Source organism: Bacillus sp. PK6-025, assembly GCF_056530265.1.
Map to the genome: position 1 here is coordinate 2165064 of NZ_CP096509.1, position 26448 is coordinate 2191511.

Sequence of the window (26448 nt, forward strand, 5' to 3'; positions counted from 1 at the left end):
GCCTCCTGTTCCTACAGTTCCTCGACAAAGCTCGCAATATTGTCCAAATCTTCCGCTGTTAACGATTGGCTGCTAAAATCGCTGACCGTTTTCTCTGTTTCTTGTTTATGTGCGCAATGTTTGATGATTTGGTGCAAATGATGTTTCACCATGTGCAGCAGCTGTTTCATTGTTGTTTTATGGAACCGGCTTGGCGGATAGCTCAAATTGAAATGCAGCTGATTTTGCCTTACCATGGCGCTCATTTCCAGCGTTTGCTCACGCTGCCATGTAGGTGTAATGTCTTTCCCGCTTGCAAGCCCCGAAAAGCTGAACTTTTGTTGGCGTTCTGTATCATTGAATTGCCCTAAATAATTAAAACCGATTTCAGGCGCTTTGCTGAACTGGATTGTTTTGTTTTCAGAGAATGTTAAATATTTCAAAATGCCGTATCCCATTCCTTTGTCCGGTATTCTGCCGAGTGTATCTTTGACTGTTTTCACTGCCAGCCCCAACTCGCCTTCGACTGCATGTAAATCAATCAACACAGGATATATTGTGGTAAACCAGCCGACTGTCCGGCTGATATCCAATTCAGGAAGGGTGTGATCTCTCCCATGTCCTTCCATCGCGATCCGCAGTTTCCTCTCTCCCATCCAATCACACAGGGCTAATGATGCTGCCGTCAGCAGAATATCCTGGGTGTCTGTGTTGTAGGCGTTGTTAACCTTGTGGATTAAAACGTGTGTGTCTTCTTCGGAAAGGGTAAAGCTTTCCGTTTTCCGAATGTTGTCCGCAGCGCTATGCGGTTTTTCACAAGAAAGTAAAGCGGCTTTTTCTTTTTCAACAGTGCGCCAATACGATTGTTCGCGAATGACCTTGCTGCTCTCTGCGTATTCGGCAAGCCGGTTTGCGAAATATTGGTATGAGTCCGTTTTCCGCGGAAGCTGAACCGGTTGTCCTGCGGCCGCCTGACTGTATGCTGCCGATAAATCCTCAAGCAAAATCCGCCATGAGACCCCGTCGACGACCAAATGATGAATGGTGAGAAATAAATAAGTTCCCGACATTGTGTTGAACAAGCCTGCTTTTAGCAGTGGGCCTGTTTGCAAATGGATACTGCGCTGCAAATCAGCGACTTCGTCTTCAATCAGCTTCTCCCATTGTGCCGTTTTAGAAAGGTCTCTTATGTTCAGGCTGTAAAGTTCTCCATGAATTCCCCTGTTAAATTGCTGCAGCTGGCCGCCGTCATCGATGATTGTCATGCGGAGGGCATCATGATGGATGACAAGATGCTGTAAAGCTGTTCGAAGCGGCTGTTCCTGAAATCCTTCTGAGCTATGAAGCATGACAGATTGGTTGAAATGCTGCCTCTTTTCGATATGCTGTGCGAGGAACCAGCGCTGAACGGGCGTCCAAGGTACTTCTCCTTCAATCGGCCGCTGATCTATATTTCTCTCAGTCTTGCGGATGAGAGGCGCGGCTTCTTTAATAGTTGGATGGCGGAATAAGTCGCCTGCCGTGATTTTCAAGTCAAACCGTCCAAGGCGCGCAGATACTTGGAGGGCTTTAATCGAATCGCCTCCCAGTTCAAAAAACGAATCCTCAATCCCGACTTTTTCAACGCCGAGCACCTCTTGCCAGATCACGGCAAGCCGTTCCTCCAGCTGGTTGCGCGGAGGGGCGTATGCTGTGTTGATTGCTGTGGTCTCCGGCTCAGGCAGCGCTCTTCTGTCGAGCTTTCCGTTTTGTGTCAGAGGCAAGGCGGCAAGCTCAACCAAATGCGCCGGGATCATAAACCCGGGCAATTGCTGAGAAAGAAGGGATCTGACTTTCTCGATATTCATTTCCGCTTGCAGACTCATATAGGCAAGGAGTTCTTTATGTCCTGAGGGACCGGTTCGCACGATGACGGCGGCTTCTTTGACACCGTCAATCTGCCGCAATGCTGCTTCAATTTCTCCCAGCTCAATCCTGTAGCCGCGAATTTTCACTTGATCATCCATCCGGCCGATATATTCAATCGACCCATCCTTCAGCCAGCGGGCCAAATCACCGGTCCGGTACATTCGTTCACCAGGTGTGAAGGGATTTGGCACAAATTTTTCTTTCGTCAGTTCAGGTCTCCCGAAGTAGCCTCTGGCTAGCCCGTCCCCGCCAACGCATAATTCTCCGATGACACCCATAGGCTGCAATCTCCCGCGGCTGTTGACAATATAAGCGGTTGAATTAGCGATTGGGCGGCCGATCGGAATGGAATGCTTATACTCGTGTTCAATCCGGAAGCACGTTGAGAATGTTGTGTTTTCCGTTGGGCCGTAGCCATTCCATAGCGCGAGATCCGGCGCCGCGTTGCGAACGCGATTGACATGGTTTGGCGACAGGGCTTCTCCGCCGAGAATCAATCTGGACAGGTCGGAAAATGTTCGTTCATTTTGTTCTGATAATTGATTAAATAAGGATGATGTCAGCCATAAAGTCGTGATGCCGTTCTGCTGTATGAATGTCTTGAGCCGATCGGAATCTAAATAAGTTTCCTTGTCACTGATGTATAAACAAGCACCGTTTAATAGCGGTCCGAATACTTCAAATGTCATCGCGTCAAATCCCAATGACGCTGTCAATAAAATCCTGTCTTCAGGTGAAAATGCCATATCGCTGTTTTTTACGAGACGGACGACGCCGCGCTGTTCAACCATTACGCCTTTTGGCGTGCCGGTTGATCCGGATGTATACATGATATAAGCGAGAGAATCAGGACCGCCCTGCTGTTCGGGATTGTTTGCTGAAATGCCGGCCTCAAGCTGGATGTCTTCTATGAATAACCGTTTTCCTGCCATATGAGATTCTAATCGATCTGATTGGAGGAGCATCACAGCATTGCTGTCAGACAACATCCATTCCAGCCGTTCTGTCGGCATGTCTTCAGTGACGGGAAGATAGGCTCCGCCGGCTTTTAAAATACCTAGAATTCCGACCGCAAGTTCAGGGGTGCGACTTGTTAATAGTGCGACAACACTTTCTGAACCGACGCCATTTGCTCGAAGCGCAGCGGCTATTCTGTTGGCGCGTTCGTTTAGTTCACGGTAAGTCAAGGTTTGCCTGTCATATATAACGGCCGGGGCGTGAGGTGTTTTGGCTGCTTGATATTCAAATAAACGGCTGATCGTTTCGTGTTTCGGGTAGTCTTGTTTTGTCTGATTAAATGTGTGAATGAATGAGCTTGTCTCATGTTCATCTAATACATGGATATCTCCGAGATGAATGTTCTGATGTTCGATCACATGATGGAGAATATGAATATAGTAGGAAAGCCATTTCTTGATCGTTTGTTTTTGATAGATGTCTGTATTGAATTCAACATCAAAACGGATTGTCTCTTGATCTTCTTCAGCTGCATAAAGAGTCATATCAAACTTAGAGACTTTATGGGCGTCATGAGCTATAGTCGTCAAATGCAAGTCATGCAGAGTCAGTGATTCCCGCTCCATATTTTGCAGAGCGAACATAACGTCAAATAACGGATTGCGACTCATATCACGGACGACATCAAGCCGGTCGACAAGCTCTTCAAACGGATAATCCTGATGCTCGAACGCCTCAAGCGCCGTTTCGCGGACCTCCTTTAAGAAATCGCTGAAACATTTGTTTTCTGCCGGCTGCGTTCTGATCGCCAATGTGTTGACAAACATGCCGATGACAGGTTCTAAGTCTTTGTGCGGCCTTCCGGCGATCGGTGAACCGATGATGATATCCTCCTGTCCGCTGAGACGGGCAAGAAGCGTGCTGTACGCGGCGAGAAGAACCATATACAGGGTGCAGCCGTTGTCGCGGGCGATCTTGTATAGGCCGGCTGTTGTTTTCGCATCAAGCGTGCGGGACACTGTATCACCCGCAAAGCTTCGTACCGCCGGGCGGGCGTTGTCGGCCGGAAGCTCCAGCACCGGCAGCTCTCCGTCGAGCTGCTTCAGCCAATAGGCTTCCTGTCTGTTGTACGCCTCCCCTTGTTTGAATGCCTGTTGCCAGACGGCGTAGTCTTTATATTGAATCCGCAGCGGGTGAAGCGTCCGGCTGGCGTAAAGCTCGCTGAATTCGCGGATTAAGGTGCCGACAGACACCCCGTCGGAAATGATGTGATGCATGTCCACCAACAACAGGTGGCTCTCCTCCGCTTCCTTCACAAGAGCGGCGCGGAAAAGCGGCGCTTCTTGAAGTCGAAACGGACGGACAAAGTCTTCAGCCGCGGCCAACTCCATCAGCTGAAACGGGACATCATCATGGATGCGCTGGACAGGCTCGCAGTCTGCTCCAGTTTCAAACGACGTCCTGAGCGATTCGTGGCGGCGGATCAGCTGCCTGAATACTTCATCAAGCCGGGCGCGGTCGAGCGGTCCTGTCAGCTTAAGCGCCGCCGGCATATTGTAGCCGACACCGCCGTCTTCCAGCTGCTGAAGGACATACATCCGCTTTTGCGCCGAGGACACCGGGTAGGTGTCCTGTATTTCTGCCGGTTCAATCGCCGCATATGGGCTTTCATCCAATTCCTGAATCACGGCTGCGAGCTCTTCCAGTGTCGGCTTGGCGAAAATCTCTTTCAGCGGCACCTGCACGCCAAACGCTTTGGCGATGCGGGAGACGAGCGCAGTCGCTTTCAGCGAGTGGCCGCCTTGTTCGAAAAAGTGGTCGCGAATGCCGGCAGGGCCGTATTTCAGCACCTCTTCCCAAAGCTTGGCGAGCTTCATTTCCGTGATGGTTTGCGGCGCGGTGTAAGCGCGTCGTTCAGCCGCTCCGTCGGGAGCAGGCAGCGCCTTGCGGTCAAGCTTTCCGCTCGGTGTGACAGGCCAGTCACGCATCTCGATGAATGATGAAGGCATCATATAGGCCGGCAGGCGTTTGCCTAGTTCTGTCCTTGCGGTCTTTTGATCCTGACCTTCAATATAGGCGCAAAGCTCGGTTTCCTCCCCTTCTGTCCGGGCGACAACCGCCGCTTCCCGCACGCCGTCGATCTGGCGAAGCGCCGCTTCGACTTCTCCCGGTTCGATTCGGTAGCCGCGGATTTTCACTTGGCCGTCCATACGGCCCAGCCATTCAACGGTGCCGTCCGGGAGCCATCTCGCCAGATCGCCCGTTTGATACATGCGTTCCCCTCGATAAAACGGGTCATCGAGAAACCGTTCTTCTGTCAGCTCCGGACGGTTCAAATAGCCCCTTGCGACACCCGCGCCTGCGATATACAGTTCTTCGGCCACCCCTATGGGCTGGACAGCTTTCTCACTGTCTAAAATATAAAGACGGGCTCCCGGTACAGGTTTTCCGATCGGAAGCCGCATCCGTTCCCTGTCTTTTTCGTGGTCGTACCGAAAAAATGCGGCATCCACCGTAGCTTCTGTCGGCCCGTAGCCGTGAATGACCGCAGTCTCCGGCAAAGACCGGGCAAATCGGGCGGCTGTCTGGGGAGCGAGCGCTTCACCTCCGGCGAATACGCGTTTCAAGGTTTTCGCAAGGCTTGTCCTTTTCTCCTCTGTTTCCATCTCGACCTGGTCTAAAAAGCTGTTGGCCATCGCCGGGATAAAATGCGCCGTCGTCACTCCTTCGTTTGTGAAGGCCTCTGTCATCAAAGCGGGATCCTTCTCCCAGCCCTGCGGAAGCAAATACATGGAGGCGCCGGGAATCATCCACCAAAACAACTGCCAGATCGAAGCATCAAATGAAAACGATGACTTGAGCACGATGACATCATCTTCAGTTAATGGGAACTGGCGCTGCATCCCGGACAAAAAGGCGGCAGCCTGTCGGTGCTCAACCGCGACGCCCTTCGGTGTCCCGGTTGAACCGGATGTATAGATGACATAGGCGAGTGAGCCGCCATCTGTATGAACGCAAACCGATTCGGTCTCCGCTGTCTCCGCTTGAAACGATGACAGGTTGACTTCAAGCGTCTCACCGGCAAAACCGGAGACGGACAAATCCGGCCCTGTGACGAGAAGCTTGGCGCCGCTGTCGGCGAGCATGTATCTGAGCCGTTCTTCAGGATAGTCTGGATCAAGCGGCACGTAAGCGCCGCCGGCTTTCAAAACAGCCAGCACCGCGATCACCATCTCCGGTGAACGGTCGGCGAGGACGCCGACCACACTTTCTTTGGCAACGCCTTTTTTCTTCAACCGGACAGCGAGCTGATTGGTATACTGATCAAGCTCTCGATATGTTAAGGTACCGCCGGAAAAACGAAGCGCCGGCATGTTCGGCGACAGAGCTGCACGGCGGGTGAAAAAACCATGCAGCGTCGGCGCCAAAGGTGCAGCGGGCTCTGTTTGATTGAATTCGTACAGCATCTTTTTGGCAGTCTCTTCGCCAAGCAATGCAATTTGTGCGATTTGTTGATTGGGATCAGCGATGACAGAGCCTATGATATGGCGTAAATACAGTTCGATTTTTTTCATCATGGCTGGATCATACAGTCCGATATCAAAATTTATGCGAATATAAAGCGAGCTTCCCGGAATGATTTTAATGCTGCATCCATAGTTGGTAACTTCCTCCATATCGAAATCATCGACTGTGAAATCGAATGCATCAGCTTGATTCAGACTTTCAATTTCGCGCTGGGCCGGTATGTTTTCAAATACGACAATATGGTCAAACAGCTCATGTTTCAGCGTGCTTTGCGCCTGAATATCATATAAAGGATAATAACTGTACGCTTCCGCTTTCAGTGACTCCTGCTGCAAGTGGCTGACCAATGTCAAAAAGGACTCCGGCCCGCTTTTGACCCGGACGGGAATGGTGTTAATGAAAAGCCCGACCATTTTTTCTACGTCCTCAAGATCAGACGGCCTCCCGGAAATAACGGAGCCGAAGACTGCGTCATCACAGCGGTTGATCTTTTGCAGAATGATTCCCCATAATGCCTGAAAAACCGTATTCAGCGTCGCGCCTGCTTGCAAGGCCAATTTTCGCAGCCCTTCAGTCTGTTCTTTAGATAGGGTAAATGCCATCTGCTCAAGCTTTCCTTTTGAGGATGATGATGTTTTGGGCAGTGATGCGGTTTGTTTGACATCGACAAGCCTTGTTTTCCAAAAGGCTTCAGCTTCTTTTCGATCCTGTCGCATCAGCCATTTAATATACTTGCTGAACGGCTGAACCGGTTCAAAATCAGGAAGCTGCCCTTTTCCTAAAGCCTTGTAAATCGCAAGAAATTCTTTCATCACAATACCAAAGCACCAGCCATCCATTAAAATGTGATGATGGCTCCAAATACAATGATATTGTTCGTGTGCCCTTTTTAAGATAGATACTCTCATAAGAGGGTCTGTTTGCAGATCAAATCCTTTTTTCTTGTCGTCATGTTCGAATTGATCGACAAATGTTTCTTTAGCCGCCTCGTCCAGATGAGAAATATCAACAAATTGAAGGCGGCTTTGCCGCTCTTTTAACACGACTTGGCGCGGTTTTGCCACATTTTTGTGTATAAACGCAGTGCGGAAAATATCATAGCGTTCAATCAGCGCGTCTAAACTTTTTTGAAACCGTTCTGTATCAAGCGAGCCGTTTATCGTAAATGATGCCTGTTCAAAGTAGGCTCTAGATTCCTGATCCAATAGCGAGTGAAACAGCATGCCCTCCTGCATAAAAGATAAAGGATAGATATCTTGTATTTCCGGTTGCTGCACCATCAGCGACTCTCCTTTTCTATAATTTATTGACAGCTCCCATAATGTCGCTTAGTTCCTCCAAAGTTAAATCTTCATCAGTGAAGTCTGTTGCACTTTTTTCATGGTTTTCTTTTTCTGTGCAATGCTTGATGATCGTTTTGAGAAAAAATTGAACATGGTCTGCTAGAGCTTGTACTGTTTCTTTCTCATATTGAAGCCGGTTGTAGACAAAGTGCATGACGAGACATTCTGAAGATATGGCGCCGCTGATATCGAGAAGATGAGGCCGCTCCCAATCCGGACTGATCTCATGCCCCGCTTTGACGGGAGAAACGCGAAATCCGCTCGACTTGATATCTTCGTCAAACTGTCCCAAATAGTTAAAGCTGATGTCGGGACGCTGGAAATCTTCAGGTTCCCACATGCCGCCGATGTATTTCAGCACCCCGTAGCCAACGCCCTTATACGGAATACGGCGCAGCATGTCTTTTGTCCGCTTGATGTGGTAGCCGAAACGCTCATGATCATCTGCGGACTCCGGAAGGCTTGCATCGAGTAAAACAGGATAAATCGAGGTAAACCAGCCGACCGTCCGGCTGATATCGATATCCTCCAAATGCGCTTCTCTTCCATGGCCTTCCAAGCTGATTTTGAATCGATCATTGCCGGTCCATTTGTGAAGCGCAAGACCTAACGCGGCGAGTAATATGTCATTTGTATCTGTCGTATACGGCTTGTTTACAGCCGTTAACAGACGCTCTGTTTCTTGTTTTGTCAGCCGAATGTCTATGGTGTCTGTATCTTGCAGCAGATTCGTAATGGTTTCGGCATCTTTCGGAAGCGGTTCAACTCTTGTTTTTTCCCTTTCAGTCCAGTAATCTATTTCCCGTAATAGCTGTCGGCTTGTTGCGTAATCAGTCAGCCGCTTGGCATAGGTTTGATAGGAATCTGTCTTTTCCGGAAGCACGATTTCTTTTCCCGCCAGGGCCTGTTTGTATCCGGCGGTTAAATCTTCGAAGAGGATGCGCCATGATACTCCGTCGATGACAAGGTGATGAATCACAAGCAGCAAATGATCGCCGTCCGATCCGCGAAAAACGCCGGCTGCAACAAGCGGTCCTGTCTGAAGCTGAATCGATTTCTGAATATGTTCCGCGGCCCTTTCAATCATCACATGCTCTTGAGCTAATGATCCTGCTTCTCTTACATCAAGCAGTTCAAACGAAAACAGCTCCTCTTTGGCAAGCTCTTCGGCTCTGTTGTACTGTGTTAAAACTCCGTCTTGATATCCGCATACCATCCGCAATGCGTCATGATGGACCACGATATGGGCGAGCGTTTTTTGCAGAGCTGTTTCATCAAATCGCGCGGAACTGTGCAGCATGACAGATTGATGAAAGTGATCGTGTGACAAAGATTGTGAGAAAAACCAGTGCTGTACAGGCGTCAGCGGCACTTCGCCGTTGACGGGCGCTTGATCAATCTCGCGCCGGACTTTCGTTACCCGCTTTGACAGCTCGCCAAGCGTCTGATGTTTAAACAGCTCGCGAACCGTTGTTTCATAGCCTCGCTGCTTTAGCCTTGCGCATACTTGCAGCGCTTTAATAGAATCTCCGCCAAGGTGAAAGAAATGGGCGTTCACACCGAGCCCCTCCATTCCTAAGAGCTCTTCCCAAATCTCAGCCATCATCTGTTCAATATCGTTTCTTGGGCTTATATCTTCATCTGCGCCCTGATTGGCCGCCGGTTCTGGCAGCGCATTTTCGTCGAGCTTGCCGTTAGCTGTCAGTGGCAGTTCATCAACCTGTATGATCCGCGCGGGTATCATGTATTCCGGGAGGAGCGTTCTGAGAGATGTACGAATCTCTGCTTCATTCAGGCTTTGCGCCGTTACCGCATATCCATAGATCGATTGCTGTCCGTCTTTGTCATTTCTTGTTATGACTGCTGCTTCCTTGATTGGAGGCAGTTCTTGAAGGGCGCTTCTGATTTCTCCCAACTCAATCCGGTATCCTCTGATCTTCACTTGCGCATCTTTTCTGCCGACATATTCCAGCTCGCCGTTTGGCATCCTTTTGACGATGTCTCCCGTACGATACAGGCGCTGACCTCCGACATATGGATTTGTGATGAATCGGGAAGCGGTCAGCTCTTCTCTGTTGATATAGCCTCTTGCGACTCCGGCGCCTGCGATATACAGTTCTCCCGGCACACCGACAGGCTGCAGGTTCATATAGGCGTCCGCGACATAGGCTTGTAGGGTTGCCAGAGGTTTTCCGATATTGCTTTTATTGTGTTTCATATCGGTTCGAGTCAGCTTTTTATACGTGGCGTGCACCGTTATTTCGGTAATGCCGTACATATTGATGAGATCCGTTTCTGGATACTTCTCAATCCAGTTCATCAGCATCCCGGGCTGCAGGGCTTCTCCCCCGAAGATGACATAGCGGAGCTGTAAGCGGTCCGAATGCCTTAATTCTTCATCGATAAGCCCGTGAAAAGCTGTAGGCGTCTGGTTTAGCACAGTCACGCCTTCTTTTTGTAAAAGCCGCCGGTAGACATGGGGATCGCGGGCGGTTTCTTTCGGGACAATGACAATTTTTCCGCCGTGTAAAAGAGCGCCGAATATTTCCCAAACCGAGAAGTCGAAACAATAGGAATGGAACAGTGTCCAGACGTCCCGGGATCCGAATGAAAAAGGCAGCTCGTCATGTTTGATCAGGCTGACCACATTGCGGTGTTCAATCACTACACCTTTTGGCTTTCCTGTTGTTCCTGATGTGTAGATCACATATGCCGGCTGTTCGGCTGATATCGGCTGGCGCCGCCTTTTCGCTGCGGCTTTTTCTGCCTCGTCAATATATAAAACAGGTATGTCTATAGGTTCTTCCCATTGTTGTCCGGATTGAGTAAGCAGCAGTTTGGCCCCGCTGTCATTCAGCATAAAGCGGATCCGTTCAGCTGGATAATCAGGGTCGATCGGCAAATAGGCGCCTCCCGCTTTTAAGATGCCGAGAATCCCAACAAGCATATCGAGTGAACGGTCTGTCATTAAACCGACCACTTGCCCTGAACCGACACCATGTTCATTCAACACAGCAGCTGTCCGTTCAGCCTTTTCATCAAGTTCCCGGTAAGACAGCTGCCGATCATCGATCACGGCGGCTATTTGATCCGGAGCGGCTATTGCCTGTTTTTCAAATAGACTCGCGATGTTCTCTTGTCTCGGGTATTCAGCCGTTTCTCCTGCAGCATTGATCAGCATGTTTTGTTCTTTCGGAGTCAGCATTTGCATGTCGGACAGTTTCATGTCGTGATTGGCCGACATGCTGCCGATTAGCGCTTTAAAATGATCAGACCAGCGCGCGACCGTTGCCTTTTCAAATAAGGCGGTACTGTACTCAAAATGACAGCTGATCGTACCGTCATCTTGTTCTTCGGCATGCAAAGTCAAATCAAACTTTGACGAGTGATGCGGCAGTTTATGTGATAAAAGCGTCAGTTCCGGTAATTCCACCTTGAAATCATCGCTGTTTTCAAGCACCAGCATAGCGTCAAAAAGCGGGTTGCGGTTCACTTCTCGTGGGGCGTCAAGGTGTTGGACGAGCTCCTCAAACGGATAATATTGGTTGTCAACAGCCTCAAGTGTCAGTGTTTTGATCTCTTTCAAATATTTACGGACTGTTTTATTCCCTTCAGGCTTGCTTCGCATCGCCATTGTATTCACGAACATCCCGATCACGCCATCAAGTTCTGCGCGTTCTCGGCCATGTGCCGGCGAACCGATGACAATATCCTCTTGGCCGCTCAGTTTAGAAAGAAAGACTGAGAAGCCAGCCAGCAACACCATATATAACGTTGAACCGGTCTCATCCATTAACTGGCGTAGCTTTTCCCCTGTTTCCCTGTCAATATGCGTGGTCAAAGTGTCTCCGCTAAAATCGGGGAGAAGCGGCCGTTTTTGATCAAGCGGCAAGTCCAGCACCGGTAACGTTCCCTTCAGCACTTCCAGCCAGTACTGTTTTTGGCTGCCGAATACCCCGGCTGAAAACTGTTCATTTTGCCATACAGCGAAATCTTTATATTGCAGTGTCAATGGAGGCAGCTCTTTCCCGCTGTAAATGGCCGTGAATTCACGAATAAACGTGCTCATTGACATTCCGTCAGCAATGAGATGATGCATATCAAGCAGGAAGAAATGCCGGTCTTTGTTCAACGCGGCTAAGCAGACTCTGATCAGCGGAGCTCTTTCAAGATCAAACGGCTGAACGAACGATTCCAACACTTCATTGAGCGATTTCTCGGATTGGATGTGCAACTCTGTCCATTTCACTTCGGCAGATGATACGACTTTTTGCATCGGCTCCCCGTCCTGTAAAACAAACGAAGTGCGCAGCGCCTCATGTCTGTCGATTAATGATGCAAAAGTTTCTTTCAATCGCTTTCGGTTCAGTGTTCCGCAGAGTTCCAAGCAAGCGGGCATGTTGTAGCTTGTACTGTCTTTTGCCAGCTGATGTAGGGCATAGAGCCTTTTTTGCGCGAAAGACAAAGGATACAGATTTTTTTCCGGTGCTGGTTTTATCTCCGGACGGGTCTCACTTTTGACCCGTTCTATTGCAGGAGCCATGCTGGCAATCGTCGGATATGAAAAGACTTCGCGAATCGGCAGCTGAACATTAAGCCGCTGATAGATTTTTGAGACAAGCGCCGCCGCTTTAAGAGATTGACCGCCCAATTGGAAGAAATCATCATGTATGCTAATCCGCTCCCGCTTCAACACGTCTTGCCAAATCGACATAAGCTCTGTTTCCAGCAAAGTGCGGGGCGCTTTCGGCATGACGTCTGTCCCGCCTGAATGTGCCGGTTCCGGGAGACCGGAGCGATCCAGCTTTCCGCTCGTTGTAAGCGGCATTTTGGGCAGTATTGTAAAGCTGTCAGGCATCATATAGGCCGGCAATTTCCCGGCAAGGGCTCTATGCAGGTCCAAGCGCTCTGTTTCCTTTTGCAACACAACATAAGCCGCAAGCTCCTGTTCTCCATCTGCTGTGGTGCGTACGAGTGCCGCCGCGTCTTTTACCCCGGAAATACCGCGAAGTGCGGATTCAATTTCTCCTAGTTCTATTCTGAATCCTCTGACTTTTACTTGGTGATCCAGGCGTCCAAGGTATTCGATCGTTCCATCCGGCAAAAAGCGCGCCTTATCCCCTGTCCTGTACAGCCGTTCTCCTTCATGAAAGGGATGGGCGGTAAAGGCTTGATCTGTCAATTCCTTTTGCTGAAAGTACCCTTCAGCAAGGCCTTTTCCTGAAATGCATAATTCACCGACAGCACCGATCGGCTGAAGGAGGTTCCCGTGCATAATATAGACAGATGTATTATCAACCGGCCGTCCGATTGTCAATCGCTCGCTTTTCTGAAGATTCCGCAGCACCGTCGTTGACACGCTGTTTTCTGTCGGTCCGTATTCGTTTATCAGTTCGGCGTTGCTGCAAATCTCGCGGCTTACGGTGATTAAATCAGGTGTCACGGCTTCCCCGGCGAATGTCACAGCCCGGAGTGTTTCCGCGTCTGTTTTTGTCAAGGTCTCCAGCAGTACGCGGTATAAGGAAGGAACGAAGAGCAGATGGCTGACGCCGTGTTGGGCGATAAGCTGTTTCATAGCCACGACATCTTTTGCATCATCTTCATCGGTCAGCAAGACGCAGGAGCCTGACAGAAGCGGTGTGAACAGACCTGTTATTGACCCGTCAAACACATATGAAAAGAGATGGAGCGCGATATCTCGGTCTGTCATGCTGTATTCTTCCCGTCTCCATTGCAATGTATTGGAAATGCTTCTGTGGCTGACGAGCACCCCTTTGGGCTGCCCCGTTGTCCCTGATGTATAAATGATGTAGGCCCAATTTTCGCTGTCTGACTGTGCTGAAAGAGCGGCTTTTGGTTCCGCGTCTGTTTCTTCAATTGTTACAATCTTCCCTTTGTAATCCGCAGGGATAAAAGGGAGCAGTTCTTGTTGCGTAACGAGCCATTTGGCTTGACTGTCGCGTAAGAGAAACGAGAGCCGCTCAGGCGGATGATCCGGATCAAGCGGCATATACGCACTGCCCGATTTCCAGATGCCGAGAAGAGCTGCGACAGTTTCTTTTGAGCGGCGCAGCATAACAGCTGCAACTTGATTTGGACCTGCGCCTTCTTTCCTTAGCGCACGAGCGATTTGATTAGCTCGCTCATCTAATTCACGGTAGCTCCAGCTTGTTTCATTGAATCTGAGCGCCTCTTGTTTCGGTGTTTTGGCGGCCTGCTCTTCAAACAGCTCATAAACTGTTTGATCCGGATAAGTTCGCTGTTTGCCGTGAAAGGAATGAATCAGTTTTTTTTCAGCGAGTGGCACGGGATCAATGCTTGTGATCAATTGATCGGGATCTGATAGTATACAATCGATCACTTCTTTTACATGCCCTTGAAGCCGAAGTATGTCGGTTTGATCATAGACCTCGGCGTTATAGCTGAATTTTATGTAAAAGGTCTCACCGGGAACAATGACAATATTCAAGTCGTAATTGGTTTCCTCTGACGTGGAAAAATGATCAAGATGAAGAGCGTTTTCCTCCGATTCTTCCCAGCCGTTAACCTCTTTCTGCATTTGGACGGGATAATTTTCAAATACAAGGATATGATTGACCAGGTCTTTGTTTAAGCCGCTCTCGTTTTGAATCTCATAGAGAGGATAATAGCCGTGATCTTCACAAGTCAGGATGTCTTTTTGCACCTGTTTGGCGAGTGAAGAAAATGACATACCCGCAGAAGAGCGAATCCGGACAGGCACCGTGTTAATGAACAGTCCGGCCATTGATTCGATCCCGTCAATGGCGGAAGGCCTCCCTGAAACAACTGCGCCGAATACAGCGTCATCAGTCGCGTTGTAGCGGTGCAGAAGCAAGCCCCATATACTTGTAAACAACGTGTTTAACGTCACGCCCAATCGCCTTGCTAAATCGGAAAGTTTTTCAACCGTTTCCGGCTTGAGTGAGAATTGAAGGTGACTCGGTGTATAAACGCCTTCTGTTGTTTTGCTTTTTGAACCGGGGACAGAGACAGGCTCCCCGTACCCTTCCAAATAATCGGACCAGAAGGCAGCTGTTTTTTCTCTACTCTGACCGCGAAGCCAAGTCATGTATGTGCTGTAAGGCGCCGGCTTCCCAAGGCGGAAAGGCCGGCCGTTTCTTAGAGCGTAGTACATATGGAAAAAATCTTGCAGCACAATACCTAAGCTCCATCCATCCATCATGATGTGGTGGTGGGTCCAGACGCATGTATGTCGTTTTTCTCCTGTTTGATACAGGGTCAGCCGCATTAATGGGCCTTTTTGCAGGTCGAACCGTTGATGCCGATCTGCTTGTTTGCAGCTATTTATCAACGTATTCTGTTGTTCAGCCGTCAAGGCAGAAATATCCTCCGTCTGAACAGCTACTTTTCGGTGTGATAGAACGACTTGCTGCGGCCCGTCCAGATCAGGCACCTCTTTTATATAAATCGTTCTGAAAATGTCGTAACGTTCAATCAATAGATCCAGACTCTTCTGAAATGAATCCAGACACAAATCACCGCTGATGGTGAAGGAAATTTGTTCAATATAGGCGTTTGAATCAGGGTGAAGCAGTGAATGAAACAGCATTCCTTCCTGCATATACGACAATGGATAAATATCTTGAATCTCTGTCTCTTGCGCCATGAATGCCACACACCTTTCCGGCGAAATTAAAGTTCTTTTACGAGATTGGCAATACTTTCGAATGAAGCGGAAGTCAATTGTTTATTGCTGAAATCGCTCAATGTTTTTTCTCGTTTTTTCTTGGCGGAACAATGCTCAATGACCTCACAAAGGCGGTCATAGAAGCCATCCATAAATGTTTCAATCGTACGCCTGGAAAAGACGTCGGTATAGACAGTTTGAATATCAAGCCGCTGATTGACGACCATTGCATTAATGTCCAAATCAAATTCTCTCGGCCGCTCTTCTGCAATGTTGTGGCGCTGCTGATAAGGAGACATCCGCATCATTCCTTCGAGACCGTCGAACTGTCCGAGATAGTTAAAGCAGATTTCAGGTTCACGGTGCTGAATACGTTGGGACGATTGCAAAAGCCCGTATCCGGTTCCTTGGTTCGGCACGCGTCTCATCATGTCTTTCACGTTTTTTATACGGCAAGCGGTTTTTTCGCTTGAATTGTCCGGTGCACTCATGTCCAGAAGAACCGGATAAATCGAGGTGAACCATCCTACAGTTCTGGAAATATCAATGTCCGGAACATGTCCTTCCCTGCCATGTCCCTCAACACTGACAAGGAAATGCTCACGTTTCGTCCAATCGGCAAGCGCCATTCCCAAGGCCGCCAGCATCAGTTCATTCACCTCTGTGCCGTATGCCTGTTTTGTCTGAAACAGCAGCTGGTTTGTCAGTTTCACGCTTAACATGCGCGAAGCGATGAGTGCCGTTTTTTGCAGCCTGTCCGCATTCCTATGACCGTCTTTTGGTAATGCGGTCGTTTCAAAAGATATCGCATGCTCCCAATATGCCGCTTCCTCAAGCAGTTCGTTGCTTGTTGACAATGGATGCAGCCTGTTTGCATATGTTACGTAAGAATCGCTTTTCTGCGGCAATTTAATTTTTCTGTCTGCTAAAGCTTGCTGATAAGCTGTTTGTAAATCTTCAAGCAAAATTCTCCATGACACACCATCCACAATCAGATGATGAATGGCGATCAGCAGATGGTCTGCATCCCGCAATCTGAACAATCCAATGTGACAAAGGAGTCCTTCGTCCAAACGCATTGCCCGCTGTATTCGTTTTTCCTCCGCTTCTATGCGTTCGGCAATCTGCGTCTCATCGGCGAGGTCTATGGTCTTAAAGCTGAATCCATCCTCATCCGTTTGACTGATTCCGCGATTATATTGAAGGATGCGTCCGTTATCGTCTTTTTTAAACATCATCCGCAAGGCGTCATGATGCTTGATTAAAGCGGATACGGCCCGGCGCAGTGCAGTCTCGTCCAATCTTTTTTCACTTGTGAGCATGACAGCTTGATTGTAATGATGTTCAAAGGCGCCAGGATAGGCAAAAAACCTTTGCTGTACAGGTGTTAGACTGGCATTCCCTTCAACAGGTCCCTGATCGGCAATTGATACGGTCGGAGTCAGGTGACTCGCCAGTTCTTCAATGGTCGGAAATTGAAATAAATCCCGAATCGTCATATCCCATCCTTCAGCGGCAAGACGAGCCGACACTTGCAGCGCTTTTATGGAGTCTCCCCCCAGCTGAAAGAAAGAGTCGGTGATGCCGGCTTGCCGTACATGGAGAACATCCTCCCAAATCCGGCATAGCAATGCTTGTTTTTCATTTTGCGGGGCATGGTAAGTTTCCAGTGGCTGAACATGTGCAGCAGGCAAAGCGTCTTTATTCAATTTGCCGTTAAATGTAAGCGGCATTTTCTCTAAACCGACAAAATGAGCTGGAATCATGTAAGCCGGAAGCCTTTTTGCCAAATCTAAACGCAAATCGATGATGTCTGCTTCTTTAGGAACGACGTATGCCGCCAAATAGGTTTTCCCTTCAATATCTTTTTGAATGGCGACTGCCGCTTCTTTGACATGCTCGTTCTTCAAAAGCGCATTTTCTATTTCTTCGAGCTCAATTCTGTAGCCCTTTATTTTGACTTGTTGATCAAGACGCCCATAAAGACGGAGGGTGCCGTCGGGAAGCCAGCAGGCCTGATCTCCGGTTTGATACAGCGGCCGACCTTGCGCTAATGGATCGCTGAATTTGGCTTTTGTCAATTCAGCTTTTTGCCAATAACCTTTGGCCACGCCTTCTCCCCCAATAAAAAGTTCTCCCGGGACGCCGATGGGCTGAACTTGTTTGTTCTTGTTGAGAACATACATTTGTACATTTGGGAGCGGAATGCCGATCGGTACAAAATCGTGATAGCGCTCTTTACTCATCGTGATTTCATAATAGCTTGAATCAATGGTCGCCTCTGTTACACCGTAGCTGTTGATGATCCGCATCTCTTTTCCGAATCGTTCATTTAATGTGTAAAAATCCTGTGCACTGACAATATCTGAGCCCAGAATCAGCACCTTTAGGCTCGGTAATCGATATTTCCGCCGGTAAACATATTCCATAAAGGGAACAATCAGGGCTGGTGTCGATTCCATTAATGTAATCTGCTGTTGATTCATCAGCTTACATAACAGTTTGGGCTCAATTCGGACATCATCCGGGCAAATCACAAGCGTTCCCCCGTCTAAGAATGCCCGGGCTATGTCTCCTGAAAAGACATCAAACGAGAAACTGGCCATTTGCAGCACTCTCACCGGTGTGCGGTCAAGCTCATAGATGCTTCGCCAAGCAAGCGCTGCATGTGTGAAATTGCGATGTCTGACTTCAACTCCTTTTGGCGCTCCTGTTGTTCCCGAAGTATAGATGACATAGGCAGTATCTTTTGGAGTTGCTGTTGAAACCATATTTTCCTCGTGCAGGCCATTATGTTCATGGTCAAGCTGGATGCAAGGCATACTGCCATCTGTCAAAAGTGAAGCGATATCTATATATTCAGCCTGGGCCAGTAGCGCAGATGCTTCGCTGTCTTTTAATAAAAACCGAATTCTTTCTTCTGGATAATGGGAATCTATCGGGATATACGCTCCTCCCGCTTTCAGCACGGCCAAAACACCTATGATGGCTTCAATCGAACGATTGGCCAAAATCGCAACTCGTTTTCCAGGACCGATTCCGGCTGTTTGAAGCGTCCGCGCCAGTCGATTGGCGCGACCATTCAATTGGTGATAGCTGATCTGTTTCGAGCCCTCAATGACTGCGATTTTCTGAGGATTATTCGCTGTTGTTTCTTCAAACAGTTCGTGAAACACTGCTGTTCGTTCTGGAAGTTGAAGGTGTTTGTGATTAAATTCAACAAGAATTTGGTATTGATCTTCATCGTTCAGAAGATTGAAGCGTGCAAGATCTGTCTCGGGCTGATGGGCGATATGGCGCAAAAGTACAAGCAAATGTTTCATCCAGCGCTCGATGGTTGTTTTTAAGAAAAGATCGGTGCTGAATTCCATGTCGAGACGGATATTCCCGTTAGATTCGCAAGCGGTCAATGTAAGGTCAAAAATAGATACTTGATGGGCAAATGTTTGAACGCGATTGACTTGAAGGCCGGCTAATTGCATATCGTGCTGTTCCATGTTTTGCAAAATAAACATGGCGTCAAACAACGGATTGCGGCTCATATCACGGACGACATCAAGCCTGTCGACAAGCTCCTCAAACGGATAATCCTGATGTTCAAATGCCTCAAGCGCCGTTTCGCGGACCTCTCTTAAGAAATTGCTGAAACATTTGTTTTCTGCCGGATGCGTTCTGATCGCCAATGTGTTGACAAACATGCCGATGACAGGTTCTAAGTCTTTGTGCGGCCTTCCGGCGATCGGCGAACCGATGATGATATCCTCCTGTCCGCTGAGCCGGGCAAGAAGCGTGCTATACGCGGCGAGAAGAACCATATACAGGGTGCAGCCGTTGTCGCGGGCGATCTTGTAAAGGCCGGCTGTTGTTTTCGTATCAAGCGTGCGGGACACTGTATCACCCGCAAAGCTTCGTACCGCCGGGCGGGCGTTGTCGGCCGGAAGCTCCAGCACCGGCAGCTCTCCGTCGAGCTGCTTCAGCCAATAGGCTTCCTGTCTGTTGTACGCCTCCCCTTGTTTGAATGCCTGTTGCCAGACGGCGTAGTCTTTATATTGAATCCGCAGCGGGGCAAGCATCCGGTTGGCGTACAGCTCGCTGAATTCGCGGATTAAGGTGCCGACAGACACCCCGTCGGAAATGATGTGATGCATGTCTACCAACAACAGGTGGCTCTCCTCCGCCTCCTTCACAAGAGCGGCGCGGAAAAGCGGCGCTTCTTGAAGCCGAAACGGACGGACAAAGTCTTCAGCCGCGGCCAATTCCATCAGCTGAAACGGGACATCATCATGAATGCGCTGGACAGGCTCGCCGTCTGCCCCAGTTTCAAACGACGTCCTAAGCGATTCGTGGCGGCGGATCAGCTGCCTGAATACTTCATCAAGCCGGGCGCGGTCGAGCGGTCCTGTCAGCTTAAGCGCCGCCGGCATATTGTAGCCGACACCGCCGTCTTCCAGCTGCTGAAGCACATACATCCGCTTTTGCGCCGAGGACACCGGATAGGTGTCCTGTTTTTCCGCCGGTTCAATCGCCGCATATGGGCTTTCATCCAATTCCTGAATCACGGCGGCGAGCTCTTCCAGTGTCGGCTTGGCGAAAATCTCCTTCAGCGGCACCTGCACGCCAAACGCTTTGGCGATGCGGGAGACGAGCGCTGTCGCTTTCAGCGAGTGGCCGCCTTGTTCAAAAAAGTGGTCGCGAGTGCCGGCAGGGCCGTATTTCAGCACCTCTTCCCAAAGCTTGGCGAGCTTCATTTCCGTGATGGTTTGCGGCGCGGTGTAAGCGCGTCGTTCAGCCGCTCCGTCGGGAGCGGGCAGCGCCTTGCGGTCAAGCTTGCCGCTCGGGGTGACAGGCCAGTCACGCATCTCGATGAAGGCTGAAGGCATCATATAGGCCGGCAGGCGTTTGCCCAGTTCTGTCCTTGCGGTCTTTTGATCCTGACCTTCAATATAGGCGCAAAGCTCGGTTTCCTCCCCTTCTGTCCGGGCGACAACCGCCGCTTCCCGCACGCCGTCGATCTGGCGAAGCACCGCTTCGACTTCCCCCGGTTCGATCCGGTAGCCGCGGATTTTCACTTGACCGTCCATACGGCCCAGCCATTCAACGGTTCCGTCCGGGAGCCATCTCGCCAGATCGCCCGTTTGATACATGCGTTCCCCTGAATAAAAGGGGTCATCGAGAAACCGTTCTTCTGTCAGCTCCGGACGGTTCAAGTAGCCCCTTGCGACGCCCGCGCCTGCGATATACAGTTCTCCGGCCACCCCTATGGGCTGGACAGCTTTCTCACTGTCTAAAATATAAAGGCGGGCTCCCGGTACAGGTTTTCCGATCGGAAGCCGCATCCGTTCCCTGTTTTTTTCGTGGTCGTACCGAAAAAATGCGGCATCCACCGTAGCTTCTGTCGGCCCGTAGCCGTGAATGACCGCAGTCTCCGGCAAAGACCGGGCAAATCGGGCGGCTGTCTGGGGAGCGAGCGCTTCACCTCCGGCGAATACGCGTTTCAAGGTTTTCGCAAGGCTTGTCCTTTTCTCCTCTGTTTCCATCTCGACCTGGTCTAAAAAGCTGTTGGCCATCGCCGGGATAAAATGCGTCGTCGTCACTCCTTCGTTTGTGAAGGCTTCTGTCATTAAAGCGGGATCCTTCTCCCAGCCCTGCGGAAGCAAATACATGGAGGCGCCGGGAATCATCCACCAAAACAACTGCCAGATCGAAGCATCAAATGAAAACGATGACTTGAGCACAATGACATCATCTTCAGTTAATGGGAACTGGCGCTGCATCCCGGACAAAAAGGCGGCAGCCTGTCGGTGCTCAACCGCGACGCCCTTCGGTGTCCCGGTTGAACCGGATGTATAGATGACATAGGCGAGTGAGCCGCCATCCGTATGAGCGCAAACCGGTTCGTTCTCCGCTGGTTCCGTTCGAAGTGATGACAGATTGACTTCAAGCGTTTCCCCGAAAAATCCGGAGACGGACAAACCCGGCCCTGTGACGAGAAGCCGGGCGCCACTGTCAGCGAGCATATATCTGAGCCGTTCTTCAGGATAGTCTGGATCAAGCGGCACGTAAGCGCCGCCGGCTTTCAAAACAGCCAGCACCGCGATCACCATCTCTGGTGAACGGTCGGCGAGCACGCCGACCACACTTTCTTTGGCGACGCCTTTTTTCTTCAACCGGACAGCAAGTTGATTGGTATACTGATCAAGCTCTCGGTACGTTAAGATACCGCCGGAAAAACGAACCGCCGGCAAGTTCGGCGACAGCGCCGCGCGGCGGGTGAAAAAACCATGCAGCGTCGGCGCCAAAGGTTTGACGGAATCTGTTTGGTTAAAAGCAGACAAAATCCGTTCCTTTTCGTTGGACTCTACCATATCGATGTTTTTAATCGGCTGGTCCGGCTTCTCAAGTGCCTTCTCCAAAACGGTTAAAAGATGGGATTGAATCCGTTTGATGTCATGATCAGTAAACATAGCGGTTTGATAATCAAAATTTAACTGTATGATACCGGTATCAAGGCGCTCTTTAATTGAAACAGACAGCTGATTTGCAGTGCGCCCGCTGAAATACATGGCCGTTTCATATTCAAAGCCATCTGCTTGTTGCCATTGAAGCGGCTGATACTGTATGGAAGTGACAATTAAATTTTGCAGATCACCATGCTGATGCCTTAATTCGTTCATCAGCAGATTGTAGGGATATTTTTGATGACGCATGACTGAAAGCTGTTCTTTCCCGATGCTTGTGACAAATGAAAGAACATCACAATCCGGATCGACTTCCATTCTGATTGGCAGTGTGCTCACAAACATACCGAGCATGTCTTTTTCCAGCCTGGAGGCGCGGTTACCGTAATAGGTCCCAATCACAATATCCTTGCTGGATGTCATTCTGCTGATGCATATGTAAAACGAAGCCATAAACAGAGAAAGAATGCTGATTTGATGCTTTTCGCAAAAGTGTCGGATTGATTCTGCCAAGGGATGTGAAAGAGTCAGGGTTTCTCTTAAAGCGGCGGTGCTTTGTTGTTGAGGCAAGGCTTTTTCTGTTAGTGGGAAATGTTCTGGAATGGTGTGGTAGGTGTTTGTCCAAAATAAGCGGTCTTTTTCAAACCGGGAAGATTGCAAGTATTGCTTCTCTTTTTCGATATAGGTGAGATAGGAAGGTTCATGATGTTGAGGTAAGGGTTCATTCCGAATCATTTTTTGATACATCTCTATCAGTTGATTGCCTAGCAGATTAAGAGAAATACCGTCCATTATGATATGGTGGAATTTTGCATAGAGCCAAACTTCTTCGCTCGAAATCGCCAGCAGGGTGAATTGATAAAGCGGTGAATGAAACAGCTTAAACGGAATCGAAGTCTGATCGTCAATCCACTTATTCCGTTCGGACTTGCCGGCCTTTGTCAAATCAATAGTCTCTATGGAAAGCGGGCGATGTTCAGCGAGATAAAGATCAGGCTCTTCCCCTTTCCCTTCTGTCAGCTGAAAATGAAGTGAATCATGCCGGGAAACTGAAAAATCCAAAGCCCGCCGCAGCACATCAAGGTCAATAGCGCCCCTGAATTTGACACAGGCTGCAAGATTGCAGATACTTGTACCCGGATCGAGCAGCTCGGTAAACCATACTCTCCTTTGAGCATGGGTCAAAGTGTAGGTTGTGTTCAATGGAACCCCTCCATTTCAAATATAAGAGAATAAAAAAAGTAAAATAATTACAGGTTATATGACAATATATGGCTAAATCATACGTATGAGAATCATTGTAATACAAATTCGATAAAATACAACAATGTTTACAATAAATTCAATAATTTTTTAGAAAATGGTTATTTTATCTCATCTGCAAAATTCTTGTCTTTACTGCTCATAACATAAGAAAAGCTCTAAAGCGGAGAAAATATCACGATGTTTATACCATTTTATTCAAAAAACAGAGCTGGAATTCCACGCACTCCGAGCAGAAATGCAAATAAATTGTCATCATTTATTCGTAAAAAATATCATCTCACGTGTTTTTGAAAAACCTCATAAAAAAACTGTACCTTAACCAATTAAGATACAGTTTTGCTTCACTTTCAAAAGCTTTAGGCTACACGGCATCCGTTTACATGTGCGGATGATCCGTTTAACAAAAGAGTCCCTCATTTTAGTTCGTCGCACTTGCAAGAGAAAATTACAATTGAAAATGTTCAAGCGCTTGCTCCCTTAATTTAAATTTCTGCACTTTTCCCGATGCCGTCATCGGGAACTCTTCGACAAATGCGATATAGCGCGGAATCTTATAACGGGCGATTTTACCTTTGCAGTATTCTTTTAATTCGTCAGCTGTCATGGATGCTCCGCTTTTCAGTTTGATCCAGGCCGATATCTCTTCACCGAATGTTTCGTCAGGCACACCGACAATTTGGACGTCGAGAATGTTGGGATGCTTGTATAAAAACTCTTCTATTTCCCGCGGGTATATGTTTTCTCCGCCTCGGATGATCATGTCTTTTAATCTCCCGGTAATCCGGCAGTAGCCTTCTTCATCCATTACGGCTAAATCACCTGTATGCAAAAATCCGTCCTCATCAATCACCGCTGCCGTGTCCTCAGAATTTTTGTAATAGCCTTTCATGACATGGTAGCCGCGTGTGCACAGCTCGCCTTGAACGCCTCTTGCAACCTCCTGATTTGTGCCCGGTTCAGTTATTTTGACTTCAACATTCGGCAAGGCGCGCCCTACGGTTTCGACCCTTCTTTTGAGCGAATCGTTGACCCTCGTCTGGGTAATGACCGGTGATGCTTCTGTCTGTCCGTATGCAATCGTTATTTCAGACATCCCCATGTTATTGATCACTTTTTTCATAACTTCAATCGGACAGTTTGAACCGGCCATGATACCCGTTCTTAAAGAAGACAAGTCATATGATGCAAAATCTTGATCATTCAGTTCGGCAATGAACATGGTCGGTACACCGTGCAGCGCCGTGCATTTTTCCGTTTCGACAGCGGAAAGCACTTCTTTTGGATTGAATTCTTGCACCGGCACCATCGTCGCACCGGCGGTGACGCAAGCGAGAGTTCCCAGCACGCATCCAAAGCAGTGAAAAAAGGGTACGGGGATGCACATTCTGTCTTTTCTCGATAAATTCATGCATTCCGCAATATTTGCCGCGTTGTTTGCCAAATTGGAATGAGTGAGCATCACGCCTTTTGGAAAGCCTGTCGTACCTGATGTATATTGCATATTGATGACATCATGCTCTTTGAGTCGTTCCATCCTGTGATCAAGCGCTTTTTCGCTTACCGAACCGGAGAGCTTTAATATGTCATCCCAAAGGTACATGCCGGGATGCCTTTTATCTCCCATCAAAATAATATTTTTTAAGAAAGGCAGTCTTTCAGATGCGAGCTTACCCGGTTCCGACTCCTTCAATTCAGGAATCAGTTTGTAAAGGATATCAATGTAAGAAGTGCCCCGGTATGATTCCATTAAAATGAGTGTTGTGGCATCTGACTGTTTCAGCACATATTCAAGCTCTGATAATTGATAGTTCGTGTTGACTGTGACAAGCACCGCGCCCGTTTTTGCCGAGGCAAACTGGGCGGTGAGCCATTCCGGAGTATTGGAAGCCCAAATTGCGACATGTTCACCTTTTTCAATACCGAGCGCCACCAGTCCTTTTGCGACTTTTCTGCACAACTGGTCAAATTGCCGGTACGTATAACGGAGACGGCGATCCGGATAGACGACAGCCTCGTGATCAGGTGCGTTTGCCGCGGTTTTCTCCAACAATTTTCCGATAGTCAAATGGAGCAGCTCTGCCAACGTTGTCCCTCCCCTCTCCCGGAAAGCGTTTTCATTTTGCCGCTTGTTTGCCTATGCCGAGCTGCCTTGCGATGACGAGCCGTTGAATTTCTGAAGTTCCTTCACCGATTTCCATTAATTTGGCATCCCGCAGCATCCGCTCGACTCCGTACTCTTTCATATACCCGTATCCTCCGTGTATTTGAATGGACTGATTACATGTCCTGAACGCCATCTCTGAGGCATAAAGCTTGGCGAAAGCCGCTTCCTTTGTAAACGGCCGGCCTTGATCTTTCAGCCATGCGGCCTTCAGCACCATATTGCGGGCAAGCTCAATTTCCATGGCCATGTCGGCAAGCTTGAACTGAATCGCCTGGAAATAGGAGATGGGCCGGCCGAATTGTTTTCGTTCGTGTGCGTATGCAAGCGCGGCCTCAAATGCGCCTTGAGCGATACCGACGGCCAGCGCGGCGATCGAAATTCTGCCCCCGTCAAGTGTATTGAGAAACTGTTTAAACCCTTTTTCCGGGCTTCCCAACAGATTTTGTTTTGGAACGCGGACATTGTCCAAGATGAGCTGCGATGTATTGGAGCCGCGGACACCCATTTTGTCATATTCGCTATTAATGGTGAAGCCTTCCGAATCTGTCGGAACGATGATGGCGGAGATGATGTTTTTTCCGTTGTCATCTTTTCCGGTGACGGCGGTGACGATGACGGTCCGGGCATATCCGGCATTGGTGATCCAGCATTTCTCCCCGCTGATCACATAGCTGTCCCCTTCCGAGCGGGCTTTTGTCCGGGTGCCGCCCGCATCTGATCCTGCATTCGGTTCGGTCAGCCCGAACGCTCCGAGCGCCCGGCCCGTCGCAAGTGGCACGAGATATTCTTGTTTTTGTTCTTCGGTGCCGAAATAATAAACCGGTGCAGCCCCGAGCGATACAGCCGCAGCATAGCTTAGACCGGTGCTCCCGCACGCTTTGCCGATTTCTTCGACGCTAAGCGCATAGGAAATCGTATCCCCGCCTGACCCGCCGTAGCATTCCGGAAACGGAATCCCCAAGAGGCCGAGCTCCCCCATTTTTTTAAATGTCTCAACCGGAAATTCTCCCGTCCTGTCAACATGTTCGGCATGCGGTGCAATTTCCTGTTTCGCAAAATCTCTGGCGAGTTCGCGAACCATTTGCTGTTCTCTTGTTAGTTCAAAATTCATAAAGTGACCCCCTTTTTGGATCGTCAAATTCCTTAGGCAGCAGAGCTTTGTAACATTATATTAAA

At 49.0% G+C, this 26448-nt stretch carries 5 protein-coding genes; all 5 read right to left on the reverse strand.

From position 1 onward, the window contains the following. Positions 1-11: 11 nt before the first annotated feature. The gene (locus M1D67_RS11210) at positions 12-7652 is read right to left on the reverse strand and encodes an amino acid adenylation domain-containing protein (protein ID WP_479831830.1); all 7641 of its coding nucleotides are present in this window, start codon (positions 7650-7652) and stop codon (positions 12-14) included. Between the two features lie 16 nt (positions 7653-7668). Continuing rightward, positions 7669-15363 carry an amino acid adenylation domain-containing protein gene (locus M1D67_RS11215; RefSeq protein ID WP_479831831.1) on the reverse strand — a complete coding sequence of 2565 codons (7695 nt, stop codon included), beginning with the start codon at positions 15361-15363 and terminating at the stop codon, positions 7669-7671. Positions 15364-15389: 26 nt separating this feature from the next. Beyond that, positions 15390-23045: an amino acid adenylation domain-containing protein gene (locus M1D67_RS11220; protein ID WP_479831832.1), complete on the reverse strand. Its 7656-nt coding sequence runs from the start codon at positions 23043-23045 to the stop codon at positions 15390-15392. A gap of 508 nt (positions 23046-23553) precedes the next feature. Then, on the reverse strand, positions 23554-25191 hold the full coding sequence (locus tag M1D67_RS11225) for an AMP-binding protein (protein WP_020451703.1): 1638 nt from the start codon (positions 25189-25191) through the stop codon (positions 23554-23556). Between the two features lie 31 nt (positions 25192-25222). Further along, the gene (locus M1D67_RS11230; protein WP_020451704.1) at positions 25223-26383 is read right to left on the reverse strand and encodes an acyl-CoA dehydrogenase family protein; all 1161 of its coding nucleotides are present in this window, start codon (positions 26381-26383) and stop codon (positions 25223-25225) included. Positions 26384-26448 lie beyond the last annotated feature (65 nt).